Here is a 17133-nt window from a genome sequence, read left to right as displayed (position 1 = left end):
TGTCCACGATTATAGCACATATGTTTGTTTTTTGCCAACGATCGTGCTCAACATGAAAAAACGAGGGCGCACCCTCATCATTATCGGATGTTTTTATGATCGTTTTTCATTTTCTCCGCTTCGACTTCTGCGTACGAAGCGAATTCGCTCCTCCATTCGTTAAAGCCGTTTTTCTTCTTCGCGTTGTTGTTTCGTTGGGCATTGGCATTGCCAAGTTTTGTCCGGCCCATGCGTCTCCTCCTCTGCTTCCGTCGATTCACCTATAGTATCCGCCGGCGGCCAAAAAACTATGCATACAGCGGCTTCAACCGGCGGCCGAAACAGATGGAAGAAAAGCGAAACAAACACTAGGTGAAAATCGCTGAAAATCAACAACGCTTCGACCTCATGCGGACCGAAAAAAGAAAACGAAAAGGAAACAACGGTTCCATCCGACAACACCGAGGCGTCGAATGATGTTTCAGCCTGAATCGGAGAAAACTAAGCATCGGATGACGGGTCACCCGTTTCAATCGGGTGGTCCGGATAGGAAATCCAGTCGCTGAAACTGCCGACGTACAGCCGAACGTTGCAGTAGCCAGCTTCGTGGAGCGCCAACACGTTCGGGCAGGCGGTGACGCCGGAACCACAGTAAACGATCAACGGCTGCCCACGGTCAAAATCGGCAAACCGAGCCGCCTGCTCGACAGCGCTTTTCCAGTAGCCGCCTTCCGTCATTCCGTCTTTCCAAAACCGGTGCACCGCTCCTGGGATGCGGCCGGCTCGGCGGTCGATCGGTTCTTCCAGGCCGGCATATCGATTCCATTCACGCGAATCAATGAGCACGGCTGAGCGGTCGCGGACGGCGGCGCGCACATCCTCAACCGTCGCCAGCCATGACCGATCCGGATGCGGCCGAAACAGGCGGGACGCCACAGCAGGGACGACATTCGTCACCGGATGCCCTTTCTTTTTCCATTCACTATAATTGCCGTCCAATACGTATGCGTGGACATGGCCGAAATAGCGAAGCAGCCACCAGCAACGCGCCGCCATCGCCCCGTCTTGGTCGTCGTAAGCGACAACGGTCACCGTTTCATCGATGCCGACCCGGCTGAACACGTCCGCCGCTTGCTCGGCTGACGGAAGCGGGTGGCGGCCGCCGTGCTCTCCGACTGGGCCCGACAAGTCGCGTTCCAAGTTCATATACACGGCGCCAGGAATATGATCTTCCTGGTAAACGGCCGCTCCTTTCGCAGGATCGCCAAGCCAAAACCGACAATCAAGAATGCGCGTGTTTTCGTCGTGCAAATGGCGAAGGAGCCATTCATGGGAAACAAGCGACTCCATATGTCCTCCCCCTCTTTGTTTTTGCTGACGCCAAACGTTGTTTCTTGATCGAAACGGAAAGCAGCCAATCATCAACAGGACGCCGACGGCACCGACACGCTCAGCCGGCGCTCACCATCGTCACGATCGCTCTTTCCCTTCAAGCCGGCTCACGTACTCGCACACCATCTCCGGCGTCACGTACCGGCGCGCCGGCACGAGGCCGCTTTTGGCCAGTTCGTTCATCCGCTTCGTCACTTCATTGATCCCATCAACCGTAAACGACGCGCCGCAGCGGCACCGCTCAACCGCTTCGTCGATGAGCCGCTCGCGCTCGGCGTCGAGCATAGCAAATTGCTTCAAGATGGCATGTTGTTTTTGCACATGGGCAGTGATCGCGTGATGCACTTCGCTCAATGGTCCTCGTCCTTTCCTTCTTCTTTTTCCATCAAACGCCGGACGTTCGATTTCGGCGTCCAACAGTTGAACCGATAGTTTGGTTTCGTCGCATAGCCGAGCCGGCGGCAATACGTGTACAGCCCGTCGGCTCGCTTTTCTATACAGTAGTGGATGCATGTGGCGCAAGCGTGAAACCGGTTCATCAACGCGCCTCCCCGCCACGGCCCGAAAGAAGGCCGCGAAGCGCCGCTTCGATGCGGGCGAGCGCCTCATGATCCGCCGTTGCGGAGAGCACGGCAACCAAGCCCTCCATATAGCTTTCGACTTGTTCCGCGAGAGCGGCCGAAAGTGCGGCGACGGCAGCCTTGTATTGTTCTGCGTACGTCGCCACAAGCCGCTCTTTTTGCTCAGCCAAATAGGCGTCGATCGGTTCGACAAGCGCCGCCTCAATTTCCTCTTTCATCCGCCGCTTTTCGTCGCGCTCAAAAAACGATTTGGCGTTTTTATACAGCGAAAGCGCCTTGGTAAACCGCACCCGGTCTACATCCCCAAGGGCGTTGGCAAACTCCGGCGCCGAAAAGGCAAACGGCTCAGGCGGCGTGAGCGCGAGCGCATCATCTAAACGACGAAGCTCATGGAATAGGCGCGAGAACTGCTCGGCCAGCTGCTTGTGCAAAAACGACTCAACACGCAAGCTCGTCGCCCGCAGCTCTTGGGCCAAATCAAAGCCAACCGATGCGAGCAGCTCATCGAGGCAACGCTCAAGCGCCCGACGGGCCGGGCCTTGGTCGTCGCGGAGCACCGCCGGGTTGAACGCCTCCTTAAACACATCATTGAGGCGGAAAAAGACCCGCTGCTTGACGTAATAGAGCAATTCGCCGACTTCCTGGCGAAGCGCCTGCCGGCCGTAGGAATCATCAATGCCAGCCAGCACGGCGTGCATCTTCGTTTTCACCGCCTCAAGCGCCTGCCGTTTCGCCGCTTTTTCCGCTTCGCTTTGCCCGGCGGCGCGCGCGAATTCCTCTGTCGTCCGCCGCGCCCGCTCAAGCTCGGTATATGCGCTCTCGACGGCGACTTCCGCCAGTTCTTCCGTTAAGAAGCGGAAGAAGTCAGCCTCAAACGCGGGAAGGCCGGAATCAGACAAGACGCCGTGTGAAACGGCTTCCGCTCCTGCTTTTTCCGCCAACGCCAAACGGCTTGAGAGCGCATAAAGGCGCGGGAAGCGGATGCCGAAGCGGGCGAGCTCGCCATTCATATAGGAAATGACGGCCTCAAGCTCCTCTTTCGACTGGGCCAAATCGGCCGCATTGATGATGAAAAACATTTTATCAAGAGCAAACGCGTCTTTGACGCGCCCAAGCTGAAGCAAAAACTCGCGGTCTGCTTTCGAGAACGCATGGTTGTAATACGTCACAAACAACAACGCATCAGCATGCTTCATGTAATGAAACGCCACTCCCGTATGGCGGGCGTTCAGCGAGTCCACCCCCGGGGTATCCACAAGCGTCACCCCTTGGCGGGTGAGTGGACAGTCGGCGTACAACACGACCTCATCTAAGAAACATGACACCGCTTCGTCAGCGACATACGTCTCGAGTTCTTCCCAACCGATGGAGACGATCTCCCCGAATCGACCGTTCATCCGCTCATAGCCGGCCGCGGCAGCTGCCAAAAAAGACACATGCGGCTTTTGCGCCGGATGTTCGGCTCCCGATTCAGCCAGGCGGGCGCAAAGGCGGAGCGCTTCATCCCATGTATCCGCCTCATAGCCGCACTGCCGAAGCGACGATTGCACATCCGTCCAAATTTGCGGTTCGCTTTTCACCTTGACCACCGCCGTGCCGTGCTGATACTCGTGATCGGGCGGCGCGATTTTGCTGATAGCGGCGGTTGTCGGGTTGGGCGACGACGGCAGAAGCGGGGCGCCGAGCAAGGCGTTCGCCAGCGACGATTTGCCGGCGCTGAAGGCGCCAAACAAGGCGACGGTAAACGATCGCTCGCGAAGCCGGCGCGCCTTGTCGCGCAACGGTCCAGCGAAGCGGCCAAGCATTTCGAACCGTTCAAGCCAAGCCGCCGCTTCCTCAAGCCGCTCGGCCGCCTCTTCGCTCCGCTGTTTTCCGCCGCTTGAAAGCGTCCGAGCTTCGTCCGCTCTTTCGCTCACTCCGAGGCCGGCCGCTTCCTGACCGAGCGCTTGCTCTTTGGCGGAAAGACGGTTTGTTTCCGCTGGCTTGGATGCTGCTTGCGGTTTTGCCGCCTCGGCATGACGCGCTTTCCGGAAGACCGGCGGCTCCGTCAACGCGGCGAGACGGTTTTCATCAAGCGATGCAGACTCGCGTGGAGCCGCGATCAGCTGCTCGAACGCACGCCGGCGCTCGTCCTGCTCGGCTCTGAGGCGGGCGAGGCGGGCGGTGATCTCCACTTTTTCGCGCGCTGCCGAAAGCTGTCCGTTCAATATTTCTGTTTGAGCGGCCGCCCGTTTGGCGATTTGTTCCTTCAGTCCGGCAAACAAGGCGAGCGCCGAGTCTCGGTAGAGTTTCTTCAGCGCCGCCGCCACCTCATCCGTATAATTTAATAGCGCGGCGCCGCTTGATTCCGCCCCTTGTTTGACGAGGCCGGCAAGCATCGTCTCATCCCACTCCGCCGTCCATTGCTGGGACTCGCTGAGCCAAGCGTCATCATCATTCCATTCTTTCCCAAACTGAACAAGGAGCTGGCGGACGTGCCATTCGATTTGCGCCGCCGCTTGCGCTCTTGCTCCGTTTTTGTCTTCGCGAACAACAAGCCCACTTTGAAATTCGGCTGCATCGCCTGCAAGTACGCCTCAGCCCGCTCCCTCGTCTCAAACGGCATCACGTACGCGTTTTGCAACACGCGCTCAAGCTCCGAACGGAACGCCCCCTCTGCCCGCACGGGCGCTGTTTGCCAATCGGCAAGCTCCTCCTCAAGGCGATCGAGCTCCGCGATGGCCGCCGCCTCGTCATCGGCGCCGCCAAGCGCCTCGAGGCGCGCCTCAATCTCTTGCTCAAGCGGCTCGTGCCGCGCTCGGAGATGCTCAAGATGGCGGGCGGCGATCCGTTTTAACGCCGACTCGGCGCCGCGGACGAGCCATTCCTCCTTGTCGGCAAACAACCGGCGCAAACAAGCGACAAGCTCATGCCATTCGTTGTGCGGATGTGACGGGTCCTTCAGCGACAAGAAAAACAAACGGGCCGCCTCAACCCCCCAACGCCGGAACGCCTCGGCGGCCGAGGCGCGAAATTCAGCGAACGGCAGCTCGTCGTCGCGATGTTTATCGATTTGGTTGATGATCAAATAAACGGTCTTTCCTTCATCTGTTAATTGTTTCGTAAATTGGAAATTTAATTCCGCCTGCACATGGTTATAATCCATGACGTAAAAGACGACATCCGCCAAATGAAGCGCTGACTCCGTCGCCAGCCGATGGGCGTCATCGGTCGAATCGATGCCCGGCGTATCTAGGATAGCGACCCCCGGCGGGATGGCGTCCGTCGTTCGGCTGATTTCAATCCATTCGATCGTCTCCCCGTCCCGGCATTGGGCGCGAATCAAGTCCGGGTCGTACGGCGGTTCATACTCGACCGGCTCATCGCGGTGGAAAAAGACGCGCACATAGTCCGGACCGGCTTTCACTTTGACGAGATTGGCGCTCGTCGGAATCGGGCTGGACGGCAGCATCGGCTCGCCGAGCAACGCGTTGATCAAACTCGATTTGCCGGCGGAAAAATGGCCGCAAAACGCGACAATAAGCTCACCGGATGCCGCTTTTTTGATGAGCTGCTTCACTTTGTCCGCATGCTCCTGGTCATCGGCGGACTGAAGCTGATCGTGCATGTCGATCATTTTCGAAAGCCACAGCCGCAATGACGGCCGCTCAATCGCAATATGCCCCATGACCAAAACCCCTTTGTTTCCGTCAATGTCATTTACATTCATTTTACTGCATTTCGCCCCGTTTCCCAATAGAAAAAATGAAAAATCCCGCCCACAAGAGGACAGGATCGCATAGAAGGCCGGTGATTTAACGAATGCAAAGCTTTACAGCAGTATTTCTCAAACTAAGAAACTTTGCAACACCTTGTTTTCATTCCATGTGATTTCTCACGGACCGAGCGAATCCGTTGTTTTTCACCAACCTTATATAAGAATAGGAGAAAACACCGCGCCCCATTCTTTTCCTATCAGCCAATTTAGTTTCGTTGACCGCCGCTTTAAGAGGGCCGCAGCGTTCCGAAAATCTTTGGCCAAAAGCGCGGCCGGGCGCGGAACGCTTCCCGATAGTCCGTGAACGCCGCCAACGCCTGTTCCTCAACATTGATGCGAACGGACAGCAAAAGTGCATTGAGAAGCGAAAACACGATAGCGGTTATATGTGCTTCGAACAACAGCGGCAACAGGGCGATCTCGAAAGCCACGACGAGATAGTTGGGGTGGCGGATCCATCGGTACGGCCCTTTTTTCACTACTTGGCCGTTTGGCACGATCAAAATTTTCGTATTCCAAAAACGGCCGAGCGATCCAATTGTCCATACGCGCAGCCCTTGCACGACAAGAAAAAGCGGAAACAAGAGCGGCCAGCGGCGCGACGGGCGCGCGCCTTTTCGAAGCGCCTCAACAGCCAACGACAAAAAGAAACCGACATGCATCAATACGATCAACGGGTAATGGCGAGCGCCGAACTCCCGCGCCCCGAGCGCTTTCACATACTGTTCGTTCCGTTTTGCAAGCCGAAGCTCAATGACGCGCATGCCGGCAACCGCCAAAAACACGAACAGAAACCGCACGATCATCCCTCCCATTGAAGCAGCACCATCTCCGCGCTAAAGCCCGGGCCAAGGGCGACAAGCAGCCCGTACCCGGGCGCAAGCGGCTGCCGCGTCATCTGCTCGAGCACAAAATACACAGTGGCCGACGACATGTTGCCGTAGCGGGCGAGCACGTCTCTAGCGGCTTTTGTCTGTTCCGGACCAAATCCGAACGCCTCCTCGTACGCTTCAATGACTTTCCTCCCGCCCGGGTGGGCGATGAAATAATGAAGATCCCCAAGCCCTAACCCATGTTCCTGCAAAAACGACTCGACTTGCGGGCGCAGCCAAGAACGAACGATTGCCGGAATGTCTTTTGAAAAGATGACAAACAAACCTTCGTCACGAACATCCCAACCCATCACGTCTTCCGAGCCGGGCATGAGCACCGAGCGGGCGGCGATGACACGCGGTGCGCCGGCTGCCGACGCCGCTCCGTCGCCGGCCACAAGCAAGCACGCTACGCCGTCGGAAAAAAGCGACGTACCGATCACATTGCGTTTGGACCAATCATTGGGTTGAAACGTCAAACTGCAAAACTCAACGGCGATCACAAGCGCCTTGGCATTCGGAAACGCCCGGCAATAGTCGGCTGCCCGGGCGAGCCCTGCCGCTCCTCCCGCACAACCGAGCCCCCAAATCGGCACTCTTACGGCATGAGGGGAGAACGGCAATACATTCATCAGCCGCGCCTCAATGCTCGGTGTCGACAGTCCCGTCGTTGAGATGTAAAACAGCGCATCGATCTCCTCATGCAAAATAGGGCCGGACGAAGCCTTGCGCAAACAGTCGTTGACTGCCTCACCGCTGTAGCGGACGGCGCGGTCGATATACACCCCGTTTTTTTCTCCAAAGCCGCGCGGCACGCTGTACCAGGCAAGCGGCTGAACAAAAGCGCGCGTATGGATGCCGCTGTTGTCAAATGCCTGCAGCAGCCGCTCCGCACGCGCCATTCGCCCGGCGAACAGCCCGGCGACATGCTGCTTCACCTCGTCTTGGGCGGCCGTATACGGCATCCTTGCTGTGCCGACGGATAAAAGAACCGGCATACAAACACCTCGGTCTCTTCCTCTTTTCTATATTAGGATGCGCAACACGCCAATCCATATGCAAAGGAAAATGTGTTTGTACACCCGTTTTTTCAGGAACAGCAGGTCGATCCCTTATTTTTTGCGGCCAAAAAACATATGAAGAAGAAAAGTTGCAGCAATCAAAAAAACAGGCGCGGACAAAGCCGGCCTGTTTTTGAAGGAAAATGATCATGAGCGAGGATGTACATAGAGATGTTTGTCGTTTACCTAGCTTTTAGCGCGCGGATTTCGCTTTCATGTTCGAGCAAGTGCAAAGCGAGGGATTGAAGCACGAGCTCTTGCCGGGCTTGTCCGGCAATGGTTTCATTGACTTTTTGCTGCACTTCTGTGAGGGTTTGTTTCATCGCCGAAATTTCATTGAGCGTTTCTAACGTTTCCACGACAGCTTGCCGAATAAACGGCAATTCGGCAACATCCTCTTTCGTCGCCATCGTCCGCTCGATGGTCCCGATGCGCTCATCCAGCGCGGCGACGTCTTCTCTCGTCGCCGCCACGGTCTGTTCAAGTCGCTCGATGCGCCCGTTTAACCGCGCAACATCCTCTTTGGTCGCCATCTGAGTCCGCATTTGCCGCAATTCATCGAAAAGGCGCTCCACCCATTCGTCCATTGTTTCACCTCCTTTTTCCTCTCCATTATACCATCAGCCTTTCACCATCTTCTAGCATTCTTCCCGTCAATCGAGGCGCAAACAAGAAAAAGTCATCCCCATTTCCCAAGCGACACCCGGAAAATGAAGATGACTACCAAGTCCATGACCAGAATTATGAGATTTTTTGTTCCTGCAGCGGCAGTGCAGCCGATTTTCTTGCCTTACCGAAATGGAAGACGGCGTTTAAGATGATGGCGGTCATGCTGCCGGCGACGATGCCGCTGTCGGTTAAAATGCGCAAGCCGGTCGGCAGCTCGGCAAACAAGTTCGGCACCGCCGTCACTCCAAGCCCCACGCCGACCGAGCAGGCGATGACCAGCAAGTTTTCTTGTGACGTTAGGTCAACTTGGCTTAACATTTTTACACCGTAGGCAATGACCATGCCGAACATCGCGAGCATCGCCCCGCCTAAAACCGGTGCTGGTATGATCGTCGCCACCGCGGCGATTTTCGGCACGAACCCAAGCAAAACGAGGAACGCCGCCGCGGCGTAAATGACGCTGCGCGTTTTCACGCCCGATAGTTGAACAAGACCGACGTTTTGCGAGTACGTCGTGTACGGAAACGCGTTCAGCAGCCCGCCGATGATGATAGCCAATCCCTCGGCGCGGTAGCCGCCCGCCAAATCATCATCCGTCAGCCGCCGGCGGCAAATGTCGGATAAAGCGAAGTAGACGCCGGTCGATTCGACAAGGCTGACGATCGCGACGAGCACCATTGTGAAAACAGCGGGCCCATGAAACGACGGGACGCCGAAGTAAAACGGCTGCGGCCAATGAACCCACGATGCCTCAGCGACCGCTGTCCAGTTCACTTTTCCCATCATGGCCGCTGTTGCCGTGCCAGCTGCCATGCCGAGCAAAATGGCAATGGAACGAATGAACCCTTTGAAGCAGCGGTACAACACGATAATGAGCGCAAGCACGCCAAACGACAGCGCCAAGTTAGCCGGATCACCAAAGTCTTTCGCCCCTTGCCCGCCGGCCATATTGTTCACCGCTGCCGGGATGAGCGTCAAGCCAATGACGGTCACGACCGAACCGGTGACAACTGGCGGAAACAACGTCCGCAATTTGCCAAAATACGGACTGATGAGCACCACAACCGCTCCGGCGCAAAGGATCGCCCCATACACCGCCGGCATCCCATACTGTCCACCAATAGCAATCATCGGCCCGACCGCCGTAAATGTGCAGCCAAGCATAACTGGCAAGCCGATGCCAAACCACTTGTTTTTCCACGCTTGCAAAAACGTCGCAATGCCGCACGTCAATAAGTCAATGGCCACTAAATACGTCAGCTGCTCGCTCGTTAAATGCAGCGCCCCACCGACGATGAGCGGAACGACGATCGCCCCGGCGTACATGGCCAATACATGTTGGATGCCGAGCGACCCAACTTGCCACCATTTCATCTTCATCGAATCATCACCTCGTCAGCAAATTGAATGGCGCCACCATCAAGCGATGCGATGCGGGCGAGCGACACAACACGGAAGCCCCGCGAACGAAGCAGCCGGCCGCCGTCTTGAAACGCTTTTTCAATGACAATACCGATGCCGACCATATCAGCCCCCGCTTGCTCGATGATCTCTGCCATTCCGAGCGCCGCTTGGCCGTTGGCTAAAAAATCATCAATGATCAGCACCCGGTCGCCGCAGCCGAGCAGCGAGCGAGAAACGATGATTTCATTTGCCTCTTGCTTTGTAAAGGAGTATACTTCCGTGCGGTACACGTCGCCGGTCATCGTCAACGGCCGCCGCTTGCGGGCAACGACAAGCGGAATGCCGAGTTCATAGGCGGCCATAAGCGCCGGGCTGATGCCGGACGACTCGAGCGTCAATACTTTCGTCGGCCGCTCGTCGCGAAACCGATCGGCAAACTCCTCGCCGATTCGCTTCATCAGCTGAGGATCCACTTGATGGTTTAAAAACCGGTCGACTTTCAGCACCCCGTCCGTGGCGACCTCCCCTTCAGCGGCGATTTTCTCAAGCAACTCACGCATATTTGGTTCCCCCCAATAAAAAAAGCTTAAAAAACACCGGCCTCACTCATTCCATGAGTCAGGCAATGTCTTTTAAGCCAAGCCAAAAGAAAGGCGCAAAACATCATTGCCCCCTTCCCTTGACATTGCCACTCATAGTCAGCCGATTTACGGTCGGCTGGTAGAGACTCGCAAGCCATATTCTTGCGATTATATGAGTGAGTCAGCGTGATTCAGTTATTAGCAGTATACCACGAGCAGCGGCGTTTGGGAAGCCGTTTCCGACAAAAAAGCGAACATTTAAAACTAAAATACCCTTATTATTCGTTTGTCCTCTCCAACCGTGAAGACTCTTACTTCTAACGAAAATGGGAGCCGCCATGCGAAGCTGCCCGTGACCAAGACGGGAGTGCCGTCCAAAGATTGAGTTTGTTGCCTTCACAAGGCAACTGAACCGCGGGACGCACAGAGATCCTGCCGCATGGCGGTTGTTCCGAAAAAATTCCCAATTTCTACGCCCTAGCGTAGACGGGAGAGCGTTCCCTTCATCCCTTTGCCGTCATACTTTTTCATCATTTTTTCACAAACGTCACCATTTGTTCACACTTCCAGCATCATTTTTGTGAGAAAAGTCACTGTTGCCCCAGTTTTGTACAGTTATGATAGTGTCAAAGCGGGGAAAGGGCCGTTTGGCGCACCTGCCGAATTGCTGTTATGGGGAATGAATCCAACAAAGCAAGGGGGGATCAAACATGGCAAAAACAGCTGAAGCGGCCCGGCAAACGAAACAGGAAAAAGAGCCGGCGCTCAAAGGCACGCTGGCATCCGTGTTTTTGCTTGGCTTTTTCATCATTTTTGCCTGGGTCAGCGTCTACTTGTTATTTTTGCACCGCCTGTAAACGGCAAAGGAGGAACTTGGAATGCACATCCATAAGTATGAAAAAATTTGGCTTGTGTTTGGCATCGGCTGTTTGATCGTCTTTTTGACAGTCGTCGGCGTAAGCGCCTTCGCCGCCGGACAGCAGCCGCCGAGCTGCCTGACGACGATCGATCCAGAAAAAGTCGATTCGACCCCGCCGTTTGATCATCCGGGGCTCGTCAAAAAAGGAGACAAGGAATACGAGTTGAACATCGTCGTCGCCGCGTTTTCTTTTACACCGAATGCGATCGAAATTCCAAAAGGAGCGAAAGTGACGATCAACGTCACTTCGAAAGACGTCATCCACGGATTTGAAATCCCGGGAACGAACGTGAACATGATGGTCGAACCCGGTTATGTGAACAGCTTAACAACCACGTTTGACAAACCGGGCGAATATACGATTCTTTGCAACGAATATTGCGGCGCCGGCCACCATATGATGACGGCGCGCATAAAGGTGGTGGAGTAACATGGCACAACCGTTGGAAAAAGTCGATCGCCGCGATGCGAAACTGGCGCTTGCCCATTTGTTCGTCGCCTTTACCGCCCTCGCGCTCGGGGGGTTCGCCGGCCTATTGCAAACATTAGTCCGTTCCGGCAAGTTTGAGCTCCCGGCTGGGGTCAGCTATTACACGATTTTGACGACGCACGGCGTCTTGCTTGGACTCGTGCTGACGACGTTTTTCATTATCGGCTTTCAGTTCGCCGCGGTCAGCCGTACAACCGGGGCGCTCTCAGACGGTTCGCGCCGGACCGGTTGGATCGGTTTTTGGCTGATGACAATCGGAACAGCCATGAGTGCGTTTTTCATCTTAACCGGCAAGGCGTCTGTCTTGTATACGTTTTATGCGCCGCTTCAGGCGCACGCCGGCTTTTACATCGGCTTGGCGCTTGTCGTCGTCGGCAGCTGGGTGAGCGGCTTTGGAATGTTTGCCCATTACGCACGCTGGCGGAAGGCGCACCGCGGTCAAGTGAGCCCGCTGCTGGCGTTCATGTCCGTGACGAATATGGTGCTATGGCTCGTCTGCACGCTCGGCGTTGCCGCGACTGTTGTCTTCCAGCTTATTCCGTGGTCGCTCGGACTCACCGATCGGGTGAACGTGCTTTTGAGCCGGACGCTGTTTTGGTATTTCGGGCATCCGCTCGTCTACTTCTGGCTATTGCCGGCGTATATGGTTTGGTACGCCGTCATTCCGAAAGTGATCGGCGGCAAAATGTTCTCCGATTCGCTCGCACGGCTGGCATTCATCTTGTTTTTGCTGTTTTCGATTCCGGTCGGCTTCCATCACCAATTGCTTGAGCCAGGGATTTCGCCGTTTTGGAAATACGTGCAAGTCGTTTTGACGTTCATGGTCATCATTCCGTCGCTCATGACCGCATTCGCTATGTTTGCGACGTTTGAATCGTACGGCCGCTCGCAAGGGGCGACCGGCTTGTTCGGCTGGTTCAAAAAATTGCCTTGGGGCGATGCTCGGTTTTTCGCGCCGTTTGTCGGGATGCTGTTTTTCATTCCGGCGGGCACGGGCGGCATCATTAACGCCTCGCATCAGCTCAACCAAGTCGTCCATAATACAATTTGGGTGACTGGCCACTTCCATTTAACCGTAGCGACGACCGTTGTCTTAACATTTTTCGGCGCATCGTATTGGCTTATTCCGCACCTGACCGGCCGGGTGATGACGAAAGCGATGAACCGGCTCGCCATCATTCAAACAATCGTTTGGGCGGTTGGGATGACGTTCATGTCCGGCTCGATGCATTTCGCCGGTCTGCTCGGCGCACCGCGACGCTCGGCGTTCTCAACGTACGGCAATTCGCCGCAAGCGCTTGAATGGATCCCGTATCAAATCGCTCAGGCGGTCGGCGGCACCATTTTGTTCATCGGCATTATTTTGATTCTCGTGATCGTCATCAACTTGGCATTTTTCGCTCCGAAAGGCGAAACGGAGTTTCCGGTCGCCGAGGCGGCCGCTCCGTATGAACGGGCTGCGCTGGCGCTTGAAAACTGGAAACTTTGGATCGGCCTCGTTGTTGCGCTCATTTTAATCGCCTATACGGTGCCGATTATCGACATCATTCAAAACGCTCCGCCGGGGTCGAAAGGATACAAATTATGGTGAAACAAGAAGGTGTCCCCAAGCAGTCGGGACACCTTCCTCTTTATGTGCATAAAACTGAGACACAATATTTGTCGACAGAAAAGCAGCCCTTTGAGACATCCCAACGAACAGCGTAAGAACGATGTTTGCACTGACGCGCCTGTTCTATAATCGATAAAGCGCCTTATATTTTTCTTCTAAATATTGAATAAGATAATCGGCTTTCAGCGTTTCACCCGTCGCATCGCGCACAAGTTCGAGCGGCTTTTTCATTTTTCCAAACTGGTGGATATGAACGGTCAGCCATTCACGGATCGGTGCGATGTTCCCCTCTTCAAGCAGCCCAGCTACATCCAACTCTTTTTCCATCGCTTGCTTGAATTGCGCCGCATACATATAGCCGAGCGCATACGAGGGGAAATAGCCGAAGCTGCCGCCAGACCAATGGACGTCCTGCAAGACGCCGACCGCATCGTTGTGCGGGCGGATGCCAAGGTATTGTTCATATTTCTCATTCCATGCATCCGGCAAGTCGGCCGCTTCAATCTTCCCGGCAAACAGCTGTTTTTCGATTTCGTAGCGGATGATGATATGAAGCGGGTACGTCAATTCATCGGCTTCAATGCGAATGAGCGACGGCTTCGCTTCATTGATCGCCCGGTAAAACGCATCAAGCGAAACATCGGCGAACTGCGTGGGCGCGTATTGCTGCAGGCGTGGGTAGTGGCGCTTCCAAAACGCGTAGTGGCGTCCAATCATATTTTCAAAAAAGAGCGACTGCGATTCATGAATACCCATCGACGCCCCGCTTGCAAGCGGCGTGCCGACAAGCGCCTCGGAAATGTGCTGTTCATACAGCGCATGGCCGCATTCATGGATCGTGCCAAACACTGCGGTGCGGAAGTCGCGCTCGTCGTAGCGCGTCGTAATGCGCACATCGTTCGGGTTGAGCCCGATCGCAAATGGATGGACCGTCTCATCAAGCCGCCCCTTGCCAAAATCATAGCCGAGCTCTTTAAGCAACTCAAGCAGAAAAGCGCGCTGCTTTTCTTTTGGAAACGGCGCGAACAAAAAGGACGTGTCCGGCTTGTCGGACGCGACGGAAATGGCGTGCACAAGCGGGACGATGCGTTCGCGCAGGCGGCTGAACAGCTCATCAAGCAAATCGACGGTCATGCCCGGCTCGTATTGATCAAGCAGCGTATTGTACGGGTGTCCTTCATACCCCCAATAATGGATAAAGCGGCGCTGAAACTCGATGATTTGCTCCAAATATGGGCGAAACCGGGCGAAATCAGCAGCCGCTTTCGCTTCTTCCCAAACGCTTTCCGCTTTGGAACAAAGCACGACAAACTCTTTGTATTCATCCGCTGGAATTTTTTTATTGCGCTCGTATTCTTTTTTGCATTCATCAAGCGTTTTCTTTGTCACGTCATCCAGTTGCTCGTAGACCGCTTTGGGCGACAGCTTGGCGATAAATGCTGCCATCTCCTCAGATGTTGACATGCGAAACACTTCTTCTGACAGCATGCCGATCACTTCTGATCGTTGCTCGACCCCTTTTTTCGGGGCGCCAGTCCGCAAATCCCAATACATGAGGCCAATCGCTTCGCGGTAGCCCGTCATTTTTTTCACGTATTGCAAAAACTGCGCTTCGATTGGTTTCACTATACTCAGTCCCCCTATGTATTTCATGGCCGTATCATCATTTCCATAACAAGGTGCCGTTTTCCTGCTTGCCAGCGAGAAAATGCTATTTTTATGGAAAATGAAAAAGGGGGGTGTCCCAAAAGGATCGGGACACCCTTGCTCATCACCATATATCGCCACGAAACAATGAATCATGCGCAATATGTTGTATTTCGTTTGAGAAGAATGACGCTTTTGGGTCAGCCCCTCACCGCTGTCGGCAACACGTCTTTGATCGCCGCAATGACCCGTTCTTCTTCCCTGTCGGTGACGAAAATGGAAACGATGCCGCGGTCATCACGCGTGCGAATGAGCCGTCCGACTCCTTGGCGAAGGCGAAGAAGCATATACGGCACATCGACGTCCCAAAACGGGTTGCGATACGCTTTTCGCTTCGCCTGAAACACCGGATCGTTCGGCGGATACGGAAGCGACCAAATGATGACGTTCGACAGCGACGGCCCCGGGATGTCCAGCCCCTCCCATAAATGTTCAGAACAAAGCACCGTCTCTTCCTCACGCTGAAATTCAGCGACCAAATCGCTGATTTCGCGGTCGCCTTCAAACAAAAACGAAAATGGTTCGCCGGCTGCCGCCTCTTTAAACTGAAGAAGCTCCTCGCGCGTCGGGAACAAGATGAGCGCCCGGCCTCCGGTTTCGCGCAATTTTTTAAGCGCATATGCGTATTTTTTGGCAAACAGCGTCTCATCCACACGGAACGTCGGCATAAAAATCGTCATCTGTTCGTCATAATCAAACGGCGACGGCACGCTGAACGATAAATAGTCATCAATGCCTAAGCTTTGTGCTATATATTGGAATGATTTTCCATTTGATAGTGTTGCCGACGAAAAGACAAACGGCATGCGTTTCGCGAACACTTTTTCACGCAGCACTTCTTGAACGGTGCGCGGCATGACGACAAACGTCGCCTCTTGACGCGACGACTCAAGCCACGTAATGGCGTCGGCGTTTGTTAAAAACAAATCGAGTGAATACTGGATTTGGTCCAAATATTCATCGACAATGTTCAGCTGGTAATGATCGATCGTATACGTCTCGCTTTCAAACACAAGCTCGTTGCCGATTTCGACCATTTGGCCGCGGAGCCGCTTCGCCCATTGTTCAAGACGCGGCGACGGCAAAATTTCTTTCCGGTTCGAACCGGGAACGTCTTTCGCACACGCTTTCAGCTCATCAAAAAAGCGCGTGCTCGTCTCCAGCGTCTCCTCAATCAAATAGGCGAGCTCTTCACGGATGTCGTTTTCAAGAAGACGTGTCAGCAACGTCTCAAGCGTCGTCTCTTTCATTCGATATGTCAACGCCTTTTGCGCTGCGAACTCCAATAAATGCCCTTCGTCAAATACGACGCAGCTCGCTTCCGGCAACAGCGGCAGCTGTCCTTCCCGCTTGCGCGCTTCATACGTCCAAACATGTTCCATATAAAAATCGTGCGAGCAGACGATCAAATCCGCCGCCTTCCGGTAATAGTCGCGCCAAAGCGTCTGTCCGCAGCGGTGCCTCTTTTCGCACGTGAAACAGTCTTGAAACGGATCCCAGGCGATTTTTTTCCACTGCTCATCAGTCAGGTGGGCGTATTCTTTTCGGTCGCCGTAGCGGTAGAACGACTGCAGCGGTTTGTTGTCATGGACGAAGGCCGGAAGTTCATCGTAAATTTGCTCATACAGCTCGATGTCGTCATCGTCATACGTCGTCACTTCTTCCAGTTTATTCAAACACAAATATTGATCCGGCGATTTCGCCAGCCGGACGTCGATTTCCAGCCCGAGCACGTTCGATAGCTTCGCAATATCGCCTTCCTTTTTGACGAGCTGCTCAATGAGCGTCTCATCGGCGCAGGCGATAATAGCCGGCTTGCCGGTATAGCGGGCGTAGCAGACTGCATACAGCAAATACACGATCGTTTTCCCTGTGCCAACTCCCGCTTCGGCGAAGATCACCTTTTTTTCGCGAAACGCCCGCTCGAGCTGAAACGCCATATAAATTTGCTCGTCGCGCAGCTCAAAGCCGGCTTCCGGCAAAATGTCATAAAAAACATCGCCGATCCACTGGCTCAACTTGTCAAAAAAGTTTTCATGTTTTTCTACAACAAACGGATAACGCTCATGGCCCATCGTCGCCACCCCTCCAATTGGCATAAACTCCCCC

At 54.7% G+C, this 17133-nt stretch carries 14 protein-coding genes, 1 pseudogene and 1 riboswitch; of the genes and pseudogenes, 3 read left to right on the top strand and 12 right to left on the bottom strand.

The features are described from left to right. Nucleotides 1–80: 80 nt before the first annotated feature. The 10 genes and pseudogenes from LG52_RS20100 to LG52_RS05925 form a co-directional block, all read right to left on the bottom strand. A complete protein-coding gene (locus LG52_RS20100) occupies nt 81–230 on the bottom strand; it encodes a hypothetical protein (protein WP_167367371.1) in 150 nt (49 codons plus the stop codon). Nucleotides 231–480: 250 nt separating this feature from the next. After that, nucleotides 481–1329, bottom strand: coding sequence for a sulfurtransferase (locus LG52_RS05965; RefSeq protein WP_044731262.1), 849 nt, complete (start codon nt 1327–1329; stop codon nt 481–483). A 120-nt stretch (nt 1330–1449) separates the two neighbouring features. Further along, a complete protein-coding gene (locus tag LG52_RS05960; RefSeq protein ID WP_044731261.1) occupies nt 1450–1725 on the bottom strand; it encodes a YpbS family protein in 276 nt (91 codons plus the stop codon). Next, nucleotides 1722–1910, bottom strand: coding sequence for a hypothetical protein (locus LG52_RS05955; protein WP_044731260.1), 189 nt, complete (start codon nt 1908–1910; stop codon nt 1722–1724). Before LG52_RS05955 ends, LG52_RS05960 begins: the two co-directional genes overlap by 4 nt. Next, nucleotides 1910–5619, bottom strand: a pseudogene (locus LG52_RS05950) (dynamin family protein). Before LG52_RS05950 ends, LG52_RS05955 begins: the two are co-directional and overlap by 1 nt. Nucleotides 5620–5936: 317 nt before the next feature. Next, nucleotides 5937–6515 (bottom strand): isoprenylcysteine carboxyl methyltransferase family protein, encoded by a 579-nt coding sequence (locus LG52_RS05945; protein WP_044733121.1) that lies wholly within the window; start codon nt 6513–6515, stop codon nt 5937–5939. Next, entirely contained in the window at nt 6512–7579 is a 1068-nt protein-coding gene (locus LG52_RS05940) for a type III polyketide synthase (RefSeq protein ID WP_044731259.1), read from the bottom strand. The genes LG52_RS05945 and LG52_RS05940 overlap by 4 nt, the downstream gene beginning before the upstream one ends. A gap of 245 nt (nt 7580–7824) precedes the next feature. Further along, entirely contained in the window at nt 7825–8229 is a 405-nt protein-coding gene (locus LG52_RS05935) for a hypothetical protein (RefSeq protein ID WP_044731258.1), read from the bottom strand. Nucleotides 8230–8383: 154 nt separating this feature from the next. Further along, nucleotides 8384–9691, bottom strand: a complete 1308-nt coding sequence (locus LG52_RS05930) for a nucleobase:cation symporter-2 family protein (RefSeq protein ID WP_044731257.1) — start codon at nt 9689–9691, stop codon at nt 8384–8386. Then, on the bottom strand, nt 9688–10275 hold the full coding sequence (locus LG52_RS05925) for a xanthine phosphoribosyltransferase (RefSeq protein WP_044731256.1): 588 nt from the start codon (nt 10273–10275) through the stop codon (nt 9688–9690). Before LG52_RS05925 ends, LG52_RS05930 begins: the two co-directional genes overlap by 4 nt. 115 nt (nt 10276–10390) lie before the next feature. Next, a riboswitch (purine riboswitch) is annotated at nt 10391–10492 on the bottom strand. A gap of 514 nt (nt 10493–11006) precedes the next feature. Here LG52_RS05925 and LG52_RS05920 point away from each other — a divergent pair. Genes LG52_RS05920 through LG52_RS05910 form a run of 3 tightly spaced genes read left to right on the top strand, consistent with a single transcriptional unit; the run spans nt 11007 to nt 13296 of the window. Next, entirely contained in the window at nt 11007–11153 is a 147-nt protein-coding gene (locus LG52_RS05920; RefSeq protein WP_044731255.1) for a cytochrome c oxidase subunit 2A, read from the top strand. 21 nt (nt 11154–11174) lie between these two features. Further along, a complete protein-coding gene (locus LG52_RS05915; protein WP_044731254.1) occupies nt 11175–11645 on the top strand; it encodes a cytochrome c oxidase subunit II in 471 nt (156 codons plus the stop codon). 1 nt (nt 11646) lies between these two features. Then, the gene (locus LG52_RS05910; protein WP_044731253.1) at nt 11647–13296 is read left to right on the top strand and encodes a b(o/a)3-type cytochrome-c oxidase subunit 1; all 1650 of its coding nucleotides are present in this window, start codon (nt 11647–11649) and stop codon (nt 13294–13296) included. A gap of 144 nt (nt 13297–13440) precedes the next feature. Here the strand turns inward: LG52_RS05910 and LG52_RS05905 are convergent, their stop codons facing one another. Further along, nucleotides 13441–14943 carry a carboxypeptidase M32 gene (locus LG52_RS05905; protein ID WP_269430046.1) on the bottom strand — a complete coding sequence of 501 codons (1503 nt, stop codon included), beginning with the start codon at nt 14941–14943 and terminating at the stop codon, nt 13441–13443. Between the two features lie 221 nt (nt 14944–15164). After that, nucleotides 15165–17099, bottom strand: a complete 1935-nt coding sequence (locus LG52_RS05900) for an ATP-dependent DNA helicase (protein WP_044731252.1) — start codon at nt 17097–17099, stop codon at nt 15165–15167. Nucleotides 17100–17133 lie beyond the last annotated feature (34 nt).

The organism is Geobacillus kaustophilus (assembly GCF_000948285.1).
GTDB classification, from domain to species: domain Bacteria; phylum Bacillota; class Bacilli; order Bacillales; family Anoxybacillaceae; genus Geobacillus; species Geobacillus thermoleovorans_A.
The sequence above is the reverse complement of the archived record's forward strand: the minus strand, read 5'-3'. Positions and strand labels throughout refer to the sequence as shown.